The 19,158-nt window shown below is 63.0% G+C and carries 21 protein-coding genes; 7 read left to right on the plus strand and 14 right to left on the minus strand.

Features of this window, described 5'->3' with window-relative positions; all coding sequences use genetic code 11:
- Both ACTHL0_RS26660 and ACTHL0_RS26665 read left to right on the plus strand, forming a co-directional pair.
- Positions 1 to 207: H-NS family nucleoid-associated regulatory protein (locus tag ACTHL0_RS26660; protein WP_440570124.1), on the plus strand; the 207-nt coding region annotated here is incomplete at its 5' end.
- Positions 167 to 346 carry an H-NS family nucleoid-associated regulatory protein gene (locus tag ACTHL0_RS26665; RefSeq protein WP_440570126.1) on the plus strand — a complete coding sequence of 60 codons (180 nt, stop codon included), beginning with the start codon at positions 167 to 169 and terminating at the stop codon, positions 344 to 346. The genes ACTHL0_RS26660 and ACTHL0_RS26665, both read left to right, overlap by 41 nt.
- 344 nt (positions 347 to 690) lie before the next feature.
- On the opposite strand, the gene ACTHL0_RS26670 is transcribed toward ACTHL0_RS26665, so the two are convergent.
- The 6 genes from ACTHL0_RS26670 to ACTHL0_RS26695 all read right to left on the minus strand — a co-directional run bounded on the left by ACTHL0_RS26670 (position 691) and on the right by ACTHL0_RS26695 (position 4,893).
- A complete protein-coding gene (locus ACTHL0_RS26670) occupies positions 691 to 1,035 on the minus strand; it encodes a hypothetical protein (protein ID WP_440570127.1) in 345 nt (114 codons plus the stop codon).
- Positions 1,036 to 1,040: 5 nt separating this feature from the next.
- Positions 1,041 to 1,370 carry a hypothetical protein gene (locus ACTHL0_RS26675; protein ID WP_440570128.1) on the minus strand — a complete coding sequence of 110 codons (330 nt, stop codon included), beginning with the start codon at positions 1,368 to 1,370 and terminating at the stop codon, positions 1,041 to 1,043.
- Positions 1,371 to 1,571: 201 nt separating this feature from the next.
- Complete coding sequence (locus ACTHL0_RS26680; protein ID WP_440570129.1) at positions 1,572 to 2,090, minus strand: H-NS family nucleoid-associated regulatory protein; 519 nt, start codon at positions 2,088 to 2,090, stop codon at positions 1,572 to 1,574.
- 326 nt (positions 2,091 to 2,416) lie between these two features.
- Positions 2,417 to 2,962 (minus strand): GNAT family N-acetyltransferase, encoded by a 546-nt coding sequence (locus tag ACTHL0_RS26685; protein WP_440570162.1) that lies wholly within the window; start codon positions 2,960 to 2,962, stop codon positions 2,417 to 2,419.
- A 5-nt stretch (positions 2,963 to 2,967) separates the two neighbouring features.
- On the minus strand, positions 2,968 to 3,561 hold the full coding sequence (locus ACTHL0_RS26690) for a helix-turn-helix domain-containing protein (protein WP_440570130.1): 594 nt from the start codon (positions 3,559 to 3,561) through the stop codon (positions 2,968 to 2,970).
- Between the two features lie 78 nt (positions 3,562 to 3,639).
- Positions 3,640 to 4,893 carry an MFS transporter gene (locus ACTHL0_RS26695; RefSeq protein ID WP_440570131.1) on the minus strand — a complete coding sequence of 418 codons (1,254 nt, stop codon included), beginning with the start codon at positions 4,891 to 4,893 and terminating at the stop codon, positions 3,640 to 3,642.
- Positions 4,894 to 5,091: 198 nt separating this feature from the next.
- On the opposite strand from ACTHL0_RS26695, the gene ACTHL0_RS26700 reads away from it, so the two are divergent.
- A complete protein-coding gene (locus ACTHL0_RS26700; protein WP_440570132.1) occupies positions 5,092 to 5,976 on the plus strand; it encodes a LysR family transcriptional regulator in 885 nt (294 codons plus the stop codon).
- A 41-nt stretch (positions 5,977 to 6,017) separates the two neighbouring features.
- Here the strand turns inward: ACTHL0_RS26700 and bktB are convergent, their stop codons facing one another.
- The 5 genes from bktB to ACTHL0_RS26725 all read right to left on the minus strand — a co-directional run bounded on the left by bktB (position 6,018) and on the right by ACTHL0_RS26725 (position 12,490).
- Positions 6,018 to 7,205, minus strand: a complete 1,188-nt coding sequence (gene bktB, locus ACTHL0_RS26705) for a beta-ketothiolase BktB (protein WP_440570133.1) — start codon at positions 7,203 to 7,205, stop codon at positions 6,018 to 6,020.
- Between the two features lie 136 nt (positions 7,206 to 7,341).
- Positions 7,342 to 9,132 (minus strand): acyl-CoA dehydrogenase, encoded by a 1,791-nt coding sequence (locus ACTHL0_RS26710; protein WP_440570134.1) that lies wholly within the window; start codon positions 9,130 to 9,132, stop codon positions 7,342 to 7,344.
- A 232-nt stretch (positions 9,133 to 9,364) separates the two neighbouring features.
- Positions 9,365 to 10,423 (minus strand): AraC family transcriptional regulator, encoded by a 1,059-nt coding sequence (locus tag ACTHL0_RS26715; protein ID WP_440570135.1) that lies wholly within the window; start codon positions 10,421 to 10,423, stop codon positions 9,365 to 9,367.
- Between the two features lie 36 nt (positions 10,424 to 10,459).
- Positions 10,460 to 11,242: a GNAT family N-acetyltransferase gene (locus ACTHL0_RS26720; protein WP_440570136.1), complete on the minus strand. Its 783-nt coding sequence runs from the start codon at positions 11,240 to 11,242 to the stop codon at positions 10,460 to 10,462.
- A gap of 327 nt (positions 11,243 to 11,569) precedes the next feature.
- Positions 11,570 to 12,490, minus strand: coding sequence for a LysR family transcriptional regulator (locus ACTHL0_RS26725; RefSeq protein ID WP_440570137.1), 921 nt, complete (start codon positions 12,488 to 12,490; stop codon positions 11,570 to 11,572).
- Positions 12,491 to 12,616: 126 nt separating this feature from the next.
- Between ACTHL0_RS26725 and ACTHL0_RS26730 the strand changes: the two genes are divergently transcribed.
- Positions 12,617 to 13,492, plus strand: a complete 876-nt coding sequence (locus tag ACTHL0_RS26730) for an aldo/keto reductase family oxidoreductase (RefSeq protein ID WP_440570138.1) — start codon at positions 12,617 to 12,619, stop codon at positions 13,490 to 13,492.
- Between the two features lie 42 nt (positions 13,493 to 13,534).
- Here the strand turns inward: ACTHL0_RS26730 and ACTHL0_RS26735 are convergent, their stop codons facing one another.
- The gene (locus ACTHL0_RS26735; protein ID WP_440570139.1) at positions 13,535 to 14,254 is read right to left on the minus strand and encodes a GNAT family N-acetyltransferase; all 720 of its coding nucleotides are present in this window, start codon (positions 14,252 to 14,254) and stop codon (positions 13,535 to 13,537) included.
- A gap of 125 nt (positions 14,255 to 14,379) precedes the next feature.
- Between ACTHL0_RS26735 and pdxR the strand changes: the two genes are divergently transcribed.
- From pdxR to ACTHL0_RS26750, 3 genes are all read left to right on the plus strand, one after another.
- Positions 14,380 to 15,882 (plus strand): MocR-like pyridoxine biosynthesis transcription factor PdxR, encoded by a 1,503-nt coding sequence (gene pdxR, locus ACTHL0_RS26740; protein ID WP_440570140.1) that lies wholly within the window; start codon positions 14,380 to 14,382, stop codon positions 15,880 to 15,882.
- A gap of 79 nt (positions 15,883 to 15,961) precedes the next feature.
- Positions 15,962 to 16,252 (plus strand): hypothetical protein, encoded by a 291-nt coding sequence (locus ACTHL0_RS26745; protein ID WP_440570141.1) that lies wholly within the window; start codon positions 15,962 to 15,964, stop codon positions 16,250 to 16,252.
- Between the two features lie 264 nt (positions 16,253 to 16,516).
- Entirely contained in the window at positions 16,517 to 16,816 is a 300-nt protein-coding gene (locus tag ACTHL0_RS26750; RefSeq protein WP_440570142.1) for a hypothetical protein, read from the plus strand.
- Positions 16,817 to 16,854: 38 nt separating this feature from the next.
- Here ACTHL0_RS26750 and egtD read toward each other — a convergent pair whose 3' ends face one another.
- Positions 16,855 to 17,871: an L-histidine N(alpha)-methyltransferase gene (egtD, locus tag ACTHL0_RS26755; protein WP_440570143.1), complete on the minus strand. Its 1,017-nt coding sequence runs from the start codon at positions 17,869 to 17,871 to the stop codon at positions 16,855 to 16,857.
- Positions 17,855 to 19,120, minus strand: coding sequence for an ergothioneine biosynthesis protein EgtB (egtB, locus tag ACTHL0_RS26760; protein ID WP_440570144.1), 1,266 nt, complete (start codon positions 19,118 to 19,120; stop codon positions 17,855 to 17,857). The genes egtD and egtB overlap by 17 nt, the downstream gene beginning before the upstream one ends.
- Positions 19,121 to 19,158 lie beyond the last annotated feature (38 nt).

The raw sequence follows: 19,158 nt of genomic DNA on the forward strand, positions 1-19,158 counted from the left end.
CGCGGCGTGAAAACCAGTAAGAAGACGCCCACCGGCACCGCGGCTGTTGCCGCGAAATATATGGACCGAAAGACTGGCGCGACATGGTCGGGACGCGGTCGTGCTCCAGCTTGGATTGCAAGCGCGAAGAATCGAGACCGTTTTCTAGTTGATGGCAAGTCGTCGAATGCTCCTGCGGCGGCGGGGCAGCAAAGCCAAACGACCTAGCCACTCCCCCCGCGGGCCGCAGCCGGCGAAGTATCGCAATTCCGAGACCGGCGCAACGTGGTCAGGCCGAGGGCCCGCGCCCGCCTGGATGGCGAACGCAAAGGACCGTGCGCAGTTCCTAATCGACGTCGCGGGTTGAAATGCGTGTGCAAGTGCCCATCGACCAGACTTGTATCGGCGTAAGCGACCGCGGTAGACGCGTAACACCGAAACACGCTTACGTTACGAAGCCTCGATTCAGTCTTCGTTACGCGGCTCTTTCCGGCCGCCGAGCCGCACCTGGCAAGCGGGCGGGAGCGCAAAGTCGTTGTTTTTCAACACAAATCGGCGCGCAACCGGAACTAACGACGGCGTGTAATCGCAACTATTGCAATTCAGCATTCTGCCCACTCACCTGCGCTCGGGGCGCTGAAATCCCGAGCGGATTCCGGGGACAACGGGCATATCGATTCAATGCCTTTCGTTGGTTCTGCGATGCGTGGATCAGGGCGTCTGAACGCCGATACGGGGGTTCAGGCTCGTAAAAGCAAGCGTGAATGCGACAAAGAGCAACAAGAGCCCCGCCACTGTCTTGCCGATGCGGGTCATTCGGTCAACCCGCGTGAACAGCACACTTCCGATAAGCGAGAGGGCAACGCCCGTGAAGAAATCGTTCCCCGTTCCCCCTATCGCCCGACTATCCGCAAAACTCAGATAGTCGAAGGTCAGCAGGCGCTGTAACTGGTTGAAGCTCGTCAGTGAAGCCACGGCGCCGACGCTCACGCCCCATCCAAGCAGCGAAATGAGGGATGCGGCGATCGCACAGACGATATCGGCGGCTTTTTTCATCGAAATCAGCCGACCGAATAGAAAGCTTGGGCCTGCGCAAATACGAAGACGGCAAGCAACGCGATCGACCAACTCAGCGCAAAGAGAAAAGCCTTACCATCGCGCCCGCTACGCAACATAGACAGCGCCGCCGCCGCGCTGACACCCGCGAGAATCCATACGTAAAACCGGCTCGCCAACAATTCCGGCGCGGGCGTTGCCCGGTCGATACGGTTGAGCCAATGGTAGGTCAGCGGCTTCAGTGCTAGCCCTTTTCCAATGACCGACGGTTCGAGCAACAACCCGATAGCAGGACAACCCGCCGCCATATAGCAGACGATCAGCGCCGCGAACATCGCAACCCAAGGGCTCGGCTTCATTGGACGATCGATTTGGTGAAGGTGCCACGCGTGCGGTCATTCGTCATCGCCGACAAACACGCACAGCGTCTTCGCACTAGAGAACATATCGAATACGCGCCGAGCGAGCGGCGGTATTCGACCGCGGCCATCCTTGAATAGGGATGGCGCCGCGCCAATGCATTTCGAATGGTGCGCTTACGCCTCGGCTTCAATTAGAAACTTCGAGCGGTCTTTGGCATTCGCCATCCACGCCGGCGCCCGCCCGCGTCCCGACCAGGTGGCACCGGTTTTGGGATCGCGATATTTAGCGGGCTGTGGCCCGCGAACATAGTCGCCCTGACGTTTCCCGCTTCCATTCGAGGGCGAGGGCGAGACCGATGCAGCCGAAGCATCGCCGCTAACCAGGAATCTGTTGCGGCGCTTCGCCTGCGCGATCCAAGCCGGTGCGCGACCGCGGCCCGACCAAGTCGCACCGGTTTTCGGGTCTTGATATTTAACGACGGTAGCCGTATGCGCGACCGCGCCGTTTTTGGCCGGACGCCCTTTGCGTTTTTTGCCGCCGATGTGTGCCTCGATATCGGCGAGCGTCACACCGTTTTCGCGCATGAGTTCAGCGATGCGTTCGAGCGTCGCAGCGGCTTGCTTGACGCGGATGGCTTCCGCTTGTTCCTGTAGACGCTTGATCTTCGTCGTGAGTGCTTCCAACGTTGCCATAATTTCCTCCCATTCATTGAATGGAACGCACTATGCCACGACTGGAAGCCCGATGCTACCGGGAATCTGAAACCCGGATGGGTTGAACGCCTTTTCAGCGCGTGAATCGATCGCTTCCATGCCCCTGTCTCAAAAGATCGATAAAGATTTCCCGCTACGCTTTGCGCGGTCATGTTCACCGGCCAGTGTACGAGGAATTCTGTACATGGCTGGAAAGCGGCACCTCATGCACGGCGATATGCCTCATCGATGCGAGCCATCGGTCACTTCCTCTCGAATGAGTTTCAGCATCGTTTGCGCCTCAGGCTTCGTGGAGCCGACGAGATTCAGGACGATGTAAGCGGCACTAACTGCTTGTGAAAAAACGTAGTCCCGCACGGCGTGCCGTCCGGCATCAGCGCATAGTTGGGAACCGTTCCGACGCGTACCCAGCCCGAGCGTTCATAGAGCCGTTCCGCATCGCCGCCCGTCACCGTATCGAGCACCAGGACGGATTTCCCCGCATCCCGCGCCGCTTCATCGACCGCGGCCATGAGGCGCATCGCAACCCCTTGGCGTCTGGCGGAACGGGACACCAGCATCTTCGCGACATCGGCGCGATGGGGCTGGTTCTCCGGTTGAGCGGTGATCAGCTGGACGGTACCGACGATTCGCCCTTCCCCGCCTTCGGCGATCAACAAGATGCGCTCGTCGCTCGCAACGCCCTCGGCGACGCGCCGCCAAAACGCCACCGCGGTCTGCCGTGTAATCGGCCACATAAAGCTGACCGACGCGCCGCCCTCGACGCAATCGATCAGCACATCGGCCAGCGCATCGACGCAAGCCATGGCCTCGTTCATCCCCACCCGTCGTATCGTGATGGCTTCGCTCATGGTCGTCATCGGTCGCTCCGCGCTTCAGTCAACGAGGGTTTGCTCAGTGCAACGAGGTAACGCGCCGCCTTGCGCGACGTATTGCGAAAGATAATCGGGCAGTCGAGCTTCATGGCAAGGCAATCGCCGGTTTCGAGGCGCCACCGGCGCTCGCCGACGGTCACCTCCATCGTCCCATCCATGATCCACACTTGCTGATGGATATCGGCGTCACGCACGCCTGTTTCGTAGGCGACCTGCTTTCCCGGCGGAAAGCTCACTTCCACCAATTGAACGGGCGACCACGCTGGCGGCGAAACATTACGCCGCACGTAGCCCGACTCGGGATCGGTCCAGGATAGCTGTTCGTGTCGCGCGCAATGCGGCGACGGCTCGGGTATGGACACCTGCTCCGACTGTTCGAACAGCGAAGCCAGCGATACGCCGAACGCCATCGCGAGCTTGTCGAGCACGATGGCCGTCGGACTGCTTTGCCCGCGTTCGATCAAAGAGATGTTGGACCGGCTCACCTTGCTGCGCTCAGCCAGCGCGTCGAGCGACCAGCCCTTGGCATCGCGCAATTCCCGCACGCGGCGGGCGATAGTGTCATGGACGTTCATGTCATCCAGTTTTGTGGAATTCAATGTCCAGTAAACTAGATGCGGAAAATTTTCTTGTCAATGGCCTGCGGCTTCGGTCTAAGCGCGCGCTGGCGATCGATGCGGCCACATCCGCACCACCAACGCCGCAAGCGAAGTCGTCACGGCCATCGCAATCACACCGCTCCATCCCCATTGCGCCAGCATCACGCTACCGATCGCCGCGCCCGCCGCCATGCCGATGAACATACCCACGAAAAGCACCGCATTGAGGCGGCTGCGTGACGCCGGATCGATCCCATAGACGATCGTCTGATGCGCGATCAGCGTGGTTTGGACGCCCAGATCGAAGCCGATCGTCGCCAGGGCGAGCAACACCAATTGGGCATGCGGCGTCATCACCGAGCCCAACGCCATTGCGGCAAACGAGATCGTCGCGATACCGATACCGAGCCGGGTGACCCGCTCGGGCCCGCGCCGGTCGGCCAAGCGCCCGGCGAGCGGCGCGCCCAGCGCGCCAGCCGCACCGGCGAGCCCGAATCCGCCTGCAACGGCGCTGCCCAGATGAAACGGTGCACCGTGCAGCAAGACAGCCAGCGTCGACCAGAACGCGCTGAAGCCCATCGCGAGCAATCCTTGCGCAATCGCCGCGCGCCGCAGTGCCCGCTGGTGCCGCCACAGATGGCCGAGCGACGCGATCAATGCGCGATACGGCAGATGCGTGGTCGGCTTGAAAGCGGGCAACCCGCGCGACGCGGCCAGGCCGATCGCGGCCACGCTGGCAGAGGCTGCGACGAACATGGCGCGCCAACTGTAGTGCGCCGCGACCAAGCCGCTCACCACGCGCGAGAGCAGGATGCCGAGCAACAGTCCGGTCATCACGGTTCCCACGACCTTGCCCCGGTGTGCGTCGGGTGCCAGAACGGCAGCCGCCGGCACGACGTCTTGCGCCATCGTCGCGGACAACCCTATCGCAAAACTCGCCATCAGCAGAAAACCGATGGAAGGCGCCGCGGCGGCCAGCAACAATGCAACGACGAGCGCCGTCGCCTTGGCCACGATCACGCGGCGCCGATCGAAACGATCGCCGAGCGGCGCCAACAGCAAGATCCCGGCCGCGTAGCCCAGTTGCGTCAGCGTCGGCACCATCCCGACTGCTTGCGCCGATGCGCCCATGTCCGACTCGAGCACGCCCAGCATCGGCTGGCAGTAATACAGCGGCGCAACGCCAAGGCCGGCCGCCGCGGCCAGCAGCAGGACGAGACGCGGGCGCGGCACCGCGACGTGACCGGGTTCGGAAAGCGACTGAGACGCGGGTGCGGGCGTCGGCTTGAGCAGTTGGGTAGTGGACATCGCGAGTTCACTCAAAAAGGGGATCGGCAGGATGGGGGCGAGTGTGACGCGTCAAGCCCGATACCGGTAGTACCGTGAACCGCAGATTTGTTATACGCTGGACGCATGACCAGAAAAAGTCGACATTCAGCCGCCACGCAGCCGGAAAAGCGTCCCTCGGCGTTCTCGTTGGAGGGTGCAGGCCACCGATTTCAGTTAATGGAAACGTTCGTCCGTATAGTCGAATCGGGGAATCTCTCGGCCGCGGCGGCGCAGTTGGATACCACCCAGCCAACGGTCAGCCGCCGCTTGCAGGCACTCGAAAGCTCGCTGGGCGTGCGTCTGCTGCATCGTTCGACGCATACGATGCGACTGACGGTGGATGGCGAGCGTTGTTTCAAGCGTGCCAAGGAATTGCTGGCGAGCTGGGCGTCGTTCGAGGCCGACGTGCGCGGCGCACAGGAGGAGCCGGAGGGCCTGCTACGGGTGGCGGTGCCGCATGCCTTCGGCCAGCAGAGATTGGTCGAACCGCTGGTGCGGTATTTGAATGACTATCCGCGCGTGCAAGTGGAGTGGTTGTTGCAGGACGACGTTCGAGATTTCATCGCCAAGGGCATCGATTGCGCGATACAGGTGGGCGAACCCAACGATCCGGCGGTGGTGGCGATCCGGCTGTCGAAGGTGCCCCGAATTGTCGTGAGTTCGCCCTCGCTGCTCGAGGGCGGCCGCGTACCGCAAGAGCCCGAGGAACTGGTCGCCCTGCCCTGGATGGCATTGCGAACGTACTACCGCACCGAGCTGACGCTGACGCACGAAGAAACCGGTGAGACGCGCCGCATCCCCATCCAGCCGCGCATCAGCACCGATAACCTCTATGCGCTGCGCAGCGCGGCACTGCTCGGCATGGGCGCATGCGCGAGCTCTGCGTGGGTGGTGGCCGACGCGCTCGCCAACGGGCGTCTGATTCATTTGGCGCCGAAGTGGCAGGCGCAGGCGTTGCCCGTCTACCTTCTTTATCCGCACGCCCAGTACTACCCGTCCAGGCTGCTGCGGTTCATCGCTTTGATGCGCGAGGCGGTCTCCGTCGCCACCGAGGGCGATTAAAGCGCAGCCGGATCACGCACCGTTGTGCGCGCCGCGTCCGGTCACTGCATGTTTTCGAAAATCGCTGCGATACCCTGCCCGCCGCCGATACACATCGTCACCAACGCATAGCGGCCGCCGATGCGCTGCATTTCGTGGATCGCCTTGACGGTAATCAGCGCCCCCGTGGCACCGATCGGATGACCAAGCGAAATGCCTGAACCATTCGGATTGACCTTGGCCGGATCGAAGTCGAGCTCACGCGTCACGGCGCAAGCCTGCGCCGCGAACGCCTCGTTGGCCTCGACCACATCGATGTCGCCGACCGACAAACCTGCCCGCTCCAACGCCATCCGGGTAGCCGGCACGGGGCCGATGCCCATGTGCAGCGGATCCACACCGGCGTGCGCGTAGGCGACGAGACGCGCCAACGGCTTCACGCCGCGTTGCGCGGCCGCCTCGCGCGACATCAACAACACGGCCGCGGCCGCGTCGTTGATGCCCGAGGCATTGCCCGCCGTCACCGTGCCGTTCTCGCGATCGAACACCGGCTTCAGGTGCGAAAAATCCTCGATAGTGGCGTTCAGTCGAAGGTGTTCGTCCGTATCGAATGCGACGTCCTTGCCCTTGACGCGACGCGAAATCGGCACGATTTGCCCGGCGAACCGTCCTTCTGCGATCGCCCGCTCGGCGCGCCGGTGCGATTCCAGCGCGAGCGCATCCTGGTCTTCGCGCGAGATGCCGAACTTGCGGGCAACGTTCTCCGCCGTCACGCCCATCGGCACTTGGTGAAACGGATCGTTCAGTGCGCCGAGCATCATGTCGACCATACGCATATCGCCCATGCGTGCGCCGAAGCGCGCGTCGCTCGCAAGGTACGGCGCGCGGCTCATGTTTTCCGCGCCGCCGCCTATCGCCACCTGGGCATCGCCGAGCATGATGGTTTGCGCCGCGGAGACGATCGCTTGCAAGCCGGACCCGCATAAGCGGTTCACGTTGAATGCGGGTGTCGTCTCGGGAATGCCCGCGTTGATCGCGGCGACACGCGACAGGTACAAATCCTTCGGCTCCGTCGCGATTACGTTGCCAAACACGACGTGATCAACCTGCGCGGCCTCGACACCCGTACGCGCCAGCGTCTCGCGCACGACGATCGTCGCGAGCTCGGTGGGCGCGACGTCCTTCAGGCTGCCGCCGAATTTGCCGATGGCGGTGCGCACACCGCCGACAACGACCACTTCCTTGTTCATCTGCTTGTGCTCCGAGAAACCTCGGACTTCAGTCCGATTCAGTCCGAAGAGGAAAGGAGCGCCGCCGCAAGGCGACATTCCCGAATTAGCATGCAACCGTCATGTCTAATGTCTGTTCCGCCATGTTGCGCGCTGTTTAGAACTGATCGATGTCCAGCGCCAGCAGACCTTCGCCTTGCTTCGCCGTAACGATCGACGTCGCCAGCGCGGCAGCATGCGGCAGCATGTGCTCGGCAAAAAATTGCGCAGTCAGAATCTTGGTGCCGTAAAACGAAGGGTCGGCTGCCCGCTTACCGTGCGCGATCAACGCCGCGCGCGCCATCTGCCAGCCTGCGAGGACAAGCCCGGCAAGCTTCAGGTACGGCACGCTGCCGGCGAACACGGCGTTCGGATCGCGTTTGCCTTGATGGACGACGAACTCGACAACGCTCGCCAATGCGCGCCGGCCTGCTTCGAGTTGCGTCGCGATCGACACGAACGCAGCATCGTGCTGCGATTTCAAGCTGTCGACCGTCTTGTCGATTTCACGCAGAAGGCTTTGCGCCACCGCACCGCCGTCGCGCAGCGTCTTGCGCCCGACCAGATCGTTCGCTTGAATGGCCGTCGTACCTTCATAGATCGGCAGGATCCGCGCGTCGCGGAAGTACTGCGCGGCGCCCGTCTCCTCGATGAAACCCATCCCGCCGTGCACTTGCACGCCGAGGCTCGTCACATCGAGCGACATTTCCGTGCTCCAGCCCTTCACGATCGGGACCAGGTATTCGTAGATCGCCTGATGCTCGGCGCGCACTTGCTCGTCGGCATGGCGATGCGCGATGTCGCTGTGCCCCGCCGCCACGTAGCCGAGCGCACGTGCGCCCTCCGTCAGCGCCCGCATCGTCGCCAGCATCCGGCGGACATCCGGGTGATGGGCGATCGTTACGGCCTGCTTCGCCGAGCCATCGACGGGACGGCTCTGCACACGCTCCCTCGCATAGGCCGCCGCCTTCTGGTAGGCGCGATCGGCCACCGCCACCCCTTGCATGCCGACTGCAAAACGCGCCGCGTTCATCATGATGAACATGTACTCGAGGCCGCGATTCTCCTCGCCGATCAAATAGCCCACCGCTCCACCGTGATCGCCGAACTGCAGCACCGCTGTCGGGCTCGCCTTGATCCCCAGCTTGTGCTCGATCGAGACGCAATGCACGTCGTTGCGTTCGCCGAGCGTGCCGTCTTCATGGATCATGAACTTCGGCACGATGAACAGCGAGATGCCCTTCACGCCTTCGGGTGCATCGGGCGTGCGCGCCAGCACGAGATGGACGATGTTCCCGGCCATGTCGTGCTCGCCCCACGTGATGAAGATCTTCGTACCGAACACGCGATAGGTGCCGTCGCCTTGCGGCTCGGCGCGCGTGCGCACCAGCGCGAGATCCGAACCGGCCTGCGGCTCGGTCAGGTTCATGGTGCCCGTCCATTCGCCCGAAATGAGCTTGGGCACGTAACGCTGTTTCTGCGCCTCGCTGCCCGCCGTGAGCAGCGCTTCGATCGCGCCGTCCGTCAGCAGCGGACACAGCGCAAACGACAAATTCGACGCGTTGAGCATTTCGATGCAAGGCGTCGCGATCAGCTTCGGCAGCCCCTGCCCCTCATACTCGGACGGGTGCGGCACGCCTTGCCAACCGCCCTCGACGAACTGGCGGAACGCCTCCTTGAACCCGGGCGTCGCGGTCACGACGCCGTCTTTCCAGCTGCTGGGGTTGCGATCGCCTTCGACATTCAGCGGCGCCAATACTTCTGCGCACAGCTTGGCCGATTCCTCGAGCACTGCTTGCGCCGTATCGATGCCGGCATCCTCGAAACCGGGGAGCGCTGTGATGTCGTCGAGGCCCGCCAACTCCTTCAGCACGAACAACATGTCCTTGATCGGCGCGGTATAGCTCATAGCGAACGGTCCAAATGAGTGAGGGAAGCGAACGGGCCGCGATATGACATATGCGGCCATCCCGGGAAAGTTTGGACTAGATCGTAATGCGAAAGTGCCACTCGATGGCTGGCCAAACCGGACCACCTACTGACAAATCTGGCCAGAAGGACGAAACCGCGACGGCCGCGGGCGCGGGCGCGGAACGGTGCGTCAGGGCCCGGCGCAAACCTGGACTGAGCGTGAACCAGCCCTACCAGGGCCGTCGGCGATAGGTTCCGGGGGTGCTGCCCGTCCAATGGCGGAAGGCGCGATGAAACGCGCTCGGATCGTCGAAGCCGATGTCGCCTGCGATCTTCGTAATCGTTTCGTCCGTATCGGTGAGACGCTGAATCGCAATATCCCGGCGAAGCTCGTCCTTCAATGCCTGAAACGTCGTCTCTTCGCCGGAGAGGCGGCGGCACAGCGTGCGAACGGAGCAATGCAGGTGCGAGGCCGTCTGCTCGATCGTCGGCAGGTCCGGCAGTTGCGCAGCGAGGTATTGCCGCACCCGGTGACTGACGAGTTGCTCGCTGAATGAGCCGAAGATCCAATCGCCGGGCGCGCGTGCCAGAAATTTGCGCAAGTTGCGCTTGCTTTGGCGGATCGGCATGTCCAGATAGGCCGCACTGAAGCGCATCAGCGTCCACTCCCGATCGAACAGAACCGGCCCCGAAAAGAAATAGCGATGGTCGAGCGCATGCGCGGGCTGCGGGCAAGCAAGCTCCACTTGAAGCAGCGGGATATTCTGACCAATGAGCCAGGAAGACACGCCCTGGACCAGTTTGAGCATGAGCTCATGTCCCAGCGGCCCGATGGGATGTGCACCGGGGTTGGGACGCAACGTCAGTTGAGCGACGGGGCCATTGCGCCGCGACTCCAGACGGAAGTCGTCCAGCACGATGTGAAAGAACTGGCAGAAGCGATGCAGCGCCGTTTCAAGGTTGCGTGCATCCAGCAGGCTCAAGCACAGGAATTTCAAGGTGCCGCTGCGCTGCGGACGGCTGAAAACGCCCGGCATCTCGTCGTCCAGCGCGATCGCGATCGCCTGATAAAGCGTCGAAAACTGCTCCTCCGTCACGCGGGCGCCGGGCTCGGCCAACAGCTCCGGCGCGACGCCGGCCTCTTCCAAATACCGGCGGATCGTTTCGGGACGCGCCTGCGCGCCCGCGAGAAACGCCTTCACGAGGGAAATCGGTACGGTTGCGCTCGGCGGCTCGGGCGACACGACGTTCGGGGCCGAGGGCGAATCGTCGACGGTCAAACGATGCATAAAGGGTGCGCCACAAGACAAGCGGCTCGGGTAGGGCTAGCTCGGCGCTTGGCAGAGGGTGCCGATTCGGCCCTCCCGGACAAAGCCGAGCGATTCGTAGAGCCGGATCGCATGATACGCTTCGTCAGCCACGATCACGAGCCGGTCGCGCGCACCGGCCGCCCGCTTGACCACCTCGGTCAACAGCGTCCGGCAAATGCGCTGATTGCGCCGGTCTTCCCGTGTGACGATCGATTGGAAACGGCCGATGCGCCCGAAAAAGAACAGGCCCAGGCTTCCCACCATCTCACCGTCGATGAAGGCACCCCACCCATTGCCCCATTGCCGATCAATCAACCCGCGATAAGCCGACCGCTGGAAGTCCACGCAGCGCAGCGAGACCTCACTCTCCGGATCCGGCATATCGGCCAGCGATAGGCGGGTCCAGTCGTCCCAGTCGCGATCGGAATCGAGCAGTCTGACCTCCACGGCTTCGTTAATCGACGCCGAATGCACGGCGTTGCGCTCCGCGACGAGCACGCTGCACACTCGGGCCTCGTAGCCGTGAGCGGCATACGGTTCGAAATCGGACGCCCAATCGACACGCCCGCCGTCGGCTTCGGGCCACGCAAAACTGCGATGCACAATCGCGGGCGGCGTCCCGATCAGGCGGGCGAAATCCTCCTCTAATCGTTGGCGGTCGTCTTGTGACGGACGCGCCGCGAGCACGAGCAGATTCCCCGAGAAATATTCGGGCGCCTGCGGCGTGCGCATGACGGCGTACCGATCTTCATGCGACACGGAGCCGATCTCGGCATGCAGTAATAGATCCGTTGCCAATCCTAGGTTTTCTTGTAGTTGTCGATGCATACCTGAAGCTGAACCGGAATCAATTCGTGGGTGCCGCGACGCCTAGGCCATAGGCGCATCCTCAGCGTGGAGAGGCAAGAGGGGGCCAATGATAGCGGTTCATCGGCGTTCCCGCTCGTGATGGTTGCGTTGAAATTCGGGATGAAGCGAATGCGCTCAGAATTTGATACACGACACGCACAAGCTCGTCTATCGGGATAGTTTTTATTGCCTGGCAGCCCCGGCCGACGAGCCCGGTGTGCGCATCCCGTACAAGCTATAGACGTAGATGTAGAAGTAGAAAGCGGCGCGGCGGATTTACCGTGGCAGGGAGTCGTTACTGGCCTCCCCCTGCCCTCGGATGAAATCGATGAACGCGCGCAATGGAGCGGGCACGTGCCGGTGGCCAGGGTAATAGAGAAACGGGCCGGTGAACGACACCCACCATGCCTCGAGAACAGGCTCCAACTCGCCGCTGTCGAAGTAAGGTTGCAGCATTTCTTCGAACATGTGGATAACGCCTCCGCCACCCAGCGCCACGCTGATAGGCAGATCAAGCGCCAGGGAAGGCTTGACCAGGAGTGGCCCCGCTGGATCCAGTTGATACGCCTCCTCGCCACGCTGATAACGCCAGATAGCCATCGCGCCGCCCGAGAACTGGATGCGCAAACAGGCATGCGAAAGCAAATCTCTGGGATGCGTCGGCCGTCCGTGTGCATCGAGATAACCCGGTGAAGCCGCCGTGGCGAGGCGTTGCACGCGCGGGCCGATCGGAATGGCCACCATATCCTGCTCGAGCCGTTCGTCGTAGCGAATACCTGCATCGCAGCCGATGGAGAGCACATCGACGAATCCGTCTTCGACAATCACCTCAACCTGCACACCCGGATAAGCCTGAAGGAACGGGCCCACAATCCCGGGCAGGATCGTGCGCGCGGTACTCGCCGGGACGTTCAGCCTCAACGTTCCGGTCGGCGTATCGCGGAACGCGTTCAGGACATCGAGCGCCGCTTCCATCTCGCCGAATAGCGGCATCAAGCGCCGGAGCAGGTGCATGCCGGCTTCGGTCGGCGCAACGCTGCGTGTCGTTCGATTCAGCAAACGCAGGCCGAGCTTGGCCTCCAAACGCTTGACCGCGATGCTCAAGCTCGACGCCGATACCCCGCTCGCACGCGCCGCATCGCGAAATCCACCCGCGCGAGCGACGGACGCAAACGCCGCAAGGTCATTGAAATCCATGGGAACTGTTCGCTTTTTTGAACAACCCGTGCACGTTAAATCGGATTATCGAGCAATGCAATCGCTTCCATACTGGGCGGGTCAACTACAGAACGTTAACAACTGAACGTCAATGAAGGAGGCGTCATGCCATCAACCCCTGTCAACACCACGTTCGCCTTCGCCGGGCGCACGGTACACCGCCTCGGCTACGGCGCCATGCGTCTGTCCGGTCCACACATTTTTGGCCCGCCGAAAGATCGCGCTGCCGCGCTGAACGTGCTGCGCGAGGCGGTCGCAGCAGGCGTCGATCATATCGACACGAGCGACTTTTATGGGCCGCATGTCACGAATCAGATCATCCGCGAGGCCCTGCACCCTTACCCGGAATCGCTTGTCATCGGGACGAAGGTGGGCGCGGTTCGCGGCAATGACGCTTCGTGGCTGGCTGCACAGGAGCCGGATGACATCCGGCGAGCGGTGCACGACAACCTGCGCAACCTCGGGCTTGATGTGCTGGATGTCGTGAACCTGCGGCTCATGTTCGCCCCCCATGAGCCGAAAGAAGGCGCAATCGAGCGGCAAATGGAAACGCTGGCAGGCCTCCGGCAGGAAGGACTGATTCGGCACATCGGCCTGAGCAACGCGACAGTGGCGCAGGTCGCGCAAGCTCGACAGATCGCACCGATCGCCTGTGTGCAGAATCACTACAACTTGATGCACCGGCATGACGATGCGCTCATCGACGAACTCGCCACGCAGGGAATCGCGTACGTGCCTTACTTTCCGCTCGGCGGTTTTTCGCCAATTCAGTCGGCCGCACTATCGAAGATAGCGGAGACGCTGGACGCCACGCCGATGCAGACGGCGCTGGCCTGGCTGCTGCATCGGGCGCCGAACATCCTGTTGATACCGGGTACGTCGTCGGTCGACCATCTGCGCGAGAACCTGAAAGCGCAGGCTTTGCGCCTTTCCGATGAAACGCTGGCCGAGCTGGATGCCATCGGACGGCTCGGCGCGTAGCGGGGGCGGCCACGCGCACCCGCCGCCGCCGCTGAACTTGGATCACACCGACTGAAGCCGACGCAGATCGCCGAGCGATTTGCGTTGCTGACCCTGCTCATCGAAGTTCTCCGCCGCCAGCCACGCTTGGAACGCTTGCTTTTGCGCCGGCCACTCCGTGTCGAGGATCGAGAACCACGCGGTATCGCGGTTGCGGCCTTTATACACAGTGGCCTGCCGAAAGATGCCCTCGAATTTGAAGCCGAGCCGCTCCGCCGCCGCACGCGACGGCGCGTTCAGGCTGTCGCATTTCCACTCGTATCGGCGATAGCCAAGCTCATCGAACACATGCGCCATCAACAAGTACTGCGCCTCTGTGGAAATAGGCGTGCGCTTGAGCAGCGGCGAAAACGTCACGAACCCCACCTCGATGACACCATTCGTTGGGTCCATTCGCATCAACGCCAACGTCCCGACCGCTTTTCCCGTTTTGCGCTCGATGACGGCCAAGTGCCGAGGATCCTCGCTGCGCGCAGCCGCCTCAAGATGGCGCAGGTAATCCTGCGCTTCGGCAAACGGCCCCACCGAGAGATAGGTCCAATCCCGGCCGTCGGGCGCCGCTCGGTACGCGGCGTAAAGATCGTGCCCATGGCGCGCCACATCGAGCGGTTCGAGGCGGCAATAGGTGCCTTCGAGCGTCACCGCGCCCGGTACCGGCCGCTGCGACCAGCCGGGTACCGGCGCACCGATCGGTTGGCCGTATTCGTTCGTGAAAGTAGACATGGGAACTCCCGGGTTGCGTCTTCGTGGAAAGACTTTAAAATCCCTCGTGGCTCACAGAAAAGAGCCACATCTGAACTATTCTATGGTGCCACGACGAATAGCCCCCTCCCGACCTGACTGCCCGCATGCCAGCCCTCGATGAGTCCGCCGGCCCCGTGCTGGATTTGCTGCTCGAAACACCGCTCGTCAGAGACAAGGCCGGTGCATCGTTGCAGCGGCAACTGCATCAGCGCATTCGCGGCGCCATTCTGGACGGGCGCTTGCCCTCTGGCTGCCGGCTGCCCGGGTCGCGCACGCTCGCAACGGCGCTCGGCGTTTCGCGCAATAGCGTCACCGCCGTCTTTGAATTGCTGGGCGCCGAAGGCTATATCGCGCTGAGCCGCCAGGGAACGCGGGTCAGCACGCTCACTCAGTCTGCCAGCCGGGCACATGATGGGGCTGCGTCCCGGCGGGCCGCCGCGCCCGCGATCGCTGAACGTGCCGTGCGTGTGCGCGAGAGTACGCCAGGTGCGGGCCAGGATCTGCCATTTCGGCCTGGCGTGCCCGCGCTCGCCCGCTTTCCGTTGAGCGCTTGGAAAAATTGCCTCGATCGCGCCGTCCGGCGCACCGGAACGGCCGGCCTCTGGTACGGGGATCCACAGGGCGAACCGGCGTTGCGCACGGCCATCATGCGTCACCTTGCCGTCGCCCGCGGCGTGCGCTGCGCGCCTGAACATATCGTCATCACGGAAGGGGCGCAGGAGGCGTTATCGCTGTGCGTCCGCCTCGTGACGAATCCCGGCGACAAAGCCTGGATCGAAGAGCCCGGCTACCGCGGCGCCCGCACGGCCATGCTCTGCGGCGACCTCGATATCATCCCGATGCGCGTCGACGACAACGGCTTGCGGATCCCCGAACAAGCATGGGCCACGCACACGCCGCGGCTCATCTATACCTCGCCTTCTCATCAATACCCGACGGGGGCCGTGCTCACGGCGGCACGCCGGCTCGATCTGATCGGCAACGCGCAGCGTTACGGCGCCTGGATCATCGAGGACGACTACGACAGCGAATACCGCCATTCGGGCGAACTCGTCGGCGCCATGCAGGGCTTGGTGCCGAACGCGCAGGTGCTTTATGTCGGCACGTTCAGCAAGACGCTCTTTCCGTCGCTGCGCCTGGGATTTCTCGTCTTGCCCGAGATCTTGGCGCCTCAGGCTGCGCCGCTGCTGAAGGAGGCGCTGCGGGGCGGTCATCGCTACGAACAGCTTGCTTTGGCCGAGTTCATCGAAAGTGGGCAATTCAGCCGTCATCTCGGGCGGATGCGCCGCCTGTACAAGCGGCGGCAAGACGCGCTGCGCGCCGCATTGACGCAGTATCTCGACGTTCCGCATGTTGTCGCCGGCGGTGACAGCGGCATGCACTTGACCATCCGACTGCCGGCCGATTGCGTCGACGTGCGCATTGCCGAAGCCGCGCGCGCGTTCGATATGGCGCCGATGCCGCTGTCGCGCTTTGCGTCGTGCCCGCTGCCGGAAGACAACGGCCTCGTGCTCGGCTACGGCAATACGTCGGAGTCGTCGTTCGTGCCGCTCATTCGGCGTTTGGCCATGCTGATCCGTGCCGATAGGGGCGCAGTGAAACGATGAAAAACCAGTGCCGATTCGGCGTGCTCATTAGGACTGCGTACAATACGCGCTGATCGATCCAACCCGCGGGACGCAAGCCATGGCAATGAAGAAATTCGACCTTGAAAAGAACAAGGCGTTGAAACTGACCCAATCCTTGAAGCAATCGCAATCTGAGCGCTTCGGCAAAGGCGCCGAGCAAGCGCCGGCCAACCGCCGCGAACAGCGCAAGCTCGATCAGGCGAAAGGCCTCGTGCCGTTCGCCTGCAAGCTCGATGCGGATCTGGTCGCACAACTGAAGGAGCGCGCGGCCGCGCATCCCGAGGGCATCACGGGCCTCGTCGGCGAGTTGCTGCGCCAAGGGCTCGAAAAGGAAGCCGGCAACGCTTAATCCGCAGGCTTGGCAACGTCAGGCGTGGCACCTACACCATTCGAACGCGTGCCCGTCCGGAGTGCGCAGGACGATACGCTTCATGTTCTCGTCGTCGAGCCCATCGACGACGACCTTCGCCCCACTCGGCCCACTACGCCATCCGCACGTAATACAGCGTTACCAATCTCGCACGGCACTTTCACATGTATCGCGGGCACGCCCCTACACTGAGCTCGTCTTTCCTAGAAAACGAGCGCAGGCAACGCGCAAGGAGTCGTCCCCATGAACAAGAAGATCTTCGCTGCAGTGATCGGTGTCGGTATCGCGGCGCTCGCGATGTCCAAGGCAGCCTCGGCTCACGTCGATCTTGCCGTTGGCATCGGTATTCCGGCGCCCGTCTATGCGGCACCCCAACCCGTCTACGTGGCACCGCCGCAAGTGTATGCGCCGCCGCCCGTCGCCGTGGGCTACTGGGGCGGCGATGACGGCGGCTGGCGCGAGCGTCAATGGCGCCGTCGCGAGTGGCGCGAGCATGAATGGCGGGAACACCACGGCTGGGGCCGCGGCTGGGATCGCGATTGAATCGCGTCCAACAGCCGCGCGCAGCGGGGCGCAGAGCACTATGACGCGCGCGTCCCGCCCGCCGGGCTTTCGAGCCAATGCACACTGAAGAGCTGTGCTTCGTCGGTCCAAACGGGACCGGGCCGAAAGCCCGCCGACACAGCCAACTTTCGAAAGCCTTCTATCGTGAACTTGTGCGAGTTCTCGGTATGAAGGCTTTCTCCTTGTGCAAAGCTGAAATCGCGCCCCGCCACATGAACCGTCTGCGCACAGCGGCTCAGCAAGTGCATTTCGATTCGGCAGCGCCGCGGATCGTAGAACGCATAATGCGCGAACTCGCGTAAATCGAAATCGGCCGATAGCTCCGCATTGGCCCGTCGCAGCAAATTCAAATTGAACGCCGCCGTCACGCCCTGTGCATCGTTGTACGCACGATGCAGCGTTTGCGGATCCTTGACGAGATCCACGCCGACAAGCAAGCCGCCCCCCTCGAGCAAACGGGCCGCCAGCCGCAGGAAAGCCAGCGCTTCGTCGCGATCGAAATTGCCGATCGTCGAGCCCGGGAAAAAACCGACCCGGCGGCTCGTCGATGCGGTCAACTCCGATAGCTGGCTTTCGTTCATGTAATCGGCAGCGATCGGGCGTACCTGCAGCCAAGGGCAATCCGCATGAAGGCGCCGCGAAGCCTCTTCCAAATGCGCCGCCGAAATGTCGATCGGAAAATACCGGCGCGGCACAGCGCGCGCGTCGAACGAGCGCAGCAGAATCCGAATCTTTTCGAGCGAACCCGCGCCGAATTCGACGATATCCGCTTGCGGCCCGACGACCTCGGCCATCTCGCGGCCATACCGTTCGAGAATGCGCCGCTCCGTGCGTGTCGGGTAATACTCGGGCAAGTCGCAAATACGGTCGAACAATGCCGAACCGTGCGCATCGTAGAAGTATTTCGGTGCGACGCTGCGCGGGCTCCTCGATAAACCGGCCAGCAGATCGCGACGAAAATCGTCGTGCGAATCGGCGCTTACGTGCCGAGGGGGCGCGCCTGTCAGCGCTGCTGCGTCAGTTGTCTCGTACAAGGCGTACTCCCGTGAATTGCCAGCGGGCGGCCGGCGGGAAAAAGTTGCGGTACGTGGAGCGCGTATGCCCCGGCGGCGTCGCGATACTGCCGCCACGCAGCACTTGCTGGCCCACCATGAACTTGCCGTTGTATTCGGCCGCGACGCCGGCCAATGGACGAAACCCCGGATACGGGTCGTACGATGAGCGCGTCCACTGCCAGACATGTCCCGTCATCTGCTCGATCCCAGGCGCATCGAACGCCGCCTCCCATTCGAATTCCGTCGGCAGCCTCGCGCCCGCCCACTCGGCGTAAGCCGCCGCCTCGTAGAAGCTCAGGTTCGAAACGGGGGCACCGGGATCGAGTGCCTGTAGTCCGGACAAGCCGAACACGCGCCAGTTCCCGGACGCGCCCGCTTCGCCGCCTTCACCCCTCCCCTCGCAAGGCACCCAGTAGATCGGCGCCGTCCATCCTTCGCGCTGAACGGTGGCCCAACCGTCGGAAAGCCAGAGTTCAGGGCGCGCATAGCCCGCGTCCGCGATGAACGCCGCATATTCGCCGCACGTCACGAGCCGGTGCGCGATCTCGTAAGGCCGCAGCAGGTAGTCGTGACGCGGGCCCTCGTTGTCGAATGCAAAACCCCGGCCGTCATGACCGATCGCCACGATGCCCCCCGCCTGGCGCAGCCACTCCAGCGGCTGCGCGCTGATGCGTGCGTGCGGCTCCGTTGCGGGCGCAGTATCGGCTGCATCGGCTGCATCGGCTGGCCGCGGGCGGTAGGCCGGCATCAGCGGATTGCAGGAAAGGGCATGGACGATGTCCGTAACAATGAGTTCCTGGTGCTGCTGCTCGTGATGTAAGCCAAGCGTAATCAGCGGCTCGATGCGAGCCAATGCGCCGCGATCGAGGCGATTCAGGAGCGTCGAGATCGATTCGTCGACGTGATGCCGGTACGCATGCACTTCCTCCAGCGAAGGCCGCGTCAGCAGCCCTCGCTGCGGTCGGGCATGGCGCGGGCCCAGTGCTTCGTAGTACGAATTGAAAAGATACGCATAGCGCTCGTCGAACGGCCGATAGCCGGGCAAATGCGGCCTCAGCACGATCGTTTCGAAGAACCACGTCGTATGGGCGAGGTGCCATTTCGTCGGACTTGCATCGGGCATGGACTGCACGCCCTGATCTTCCGCCGACAGCGGTTCAGCAAGCGCAACACTGTGCCGCCGAACGTCGTCGTAAGCGCGTTGCAACTCGGGTACGGCGATGCTCATCGGGTCGCTCCTATTAATGGAATCGCGGCGGCGGGCAG

It is taken from the genome of Trinickia sp. (assembly GCF_051961175.1).
Taxonomy (GTDB): Bacteria; Pseudomonadota; Gammaproteobacteria; order Burkholderiales; family Burkholderiaceae; genus Trinickia.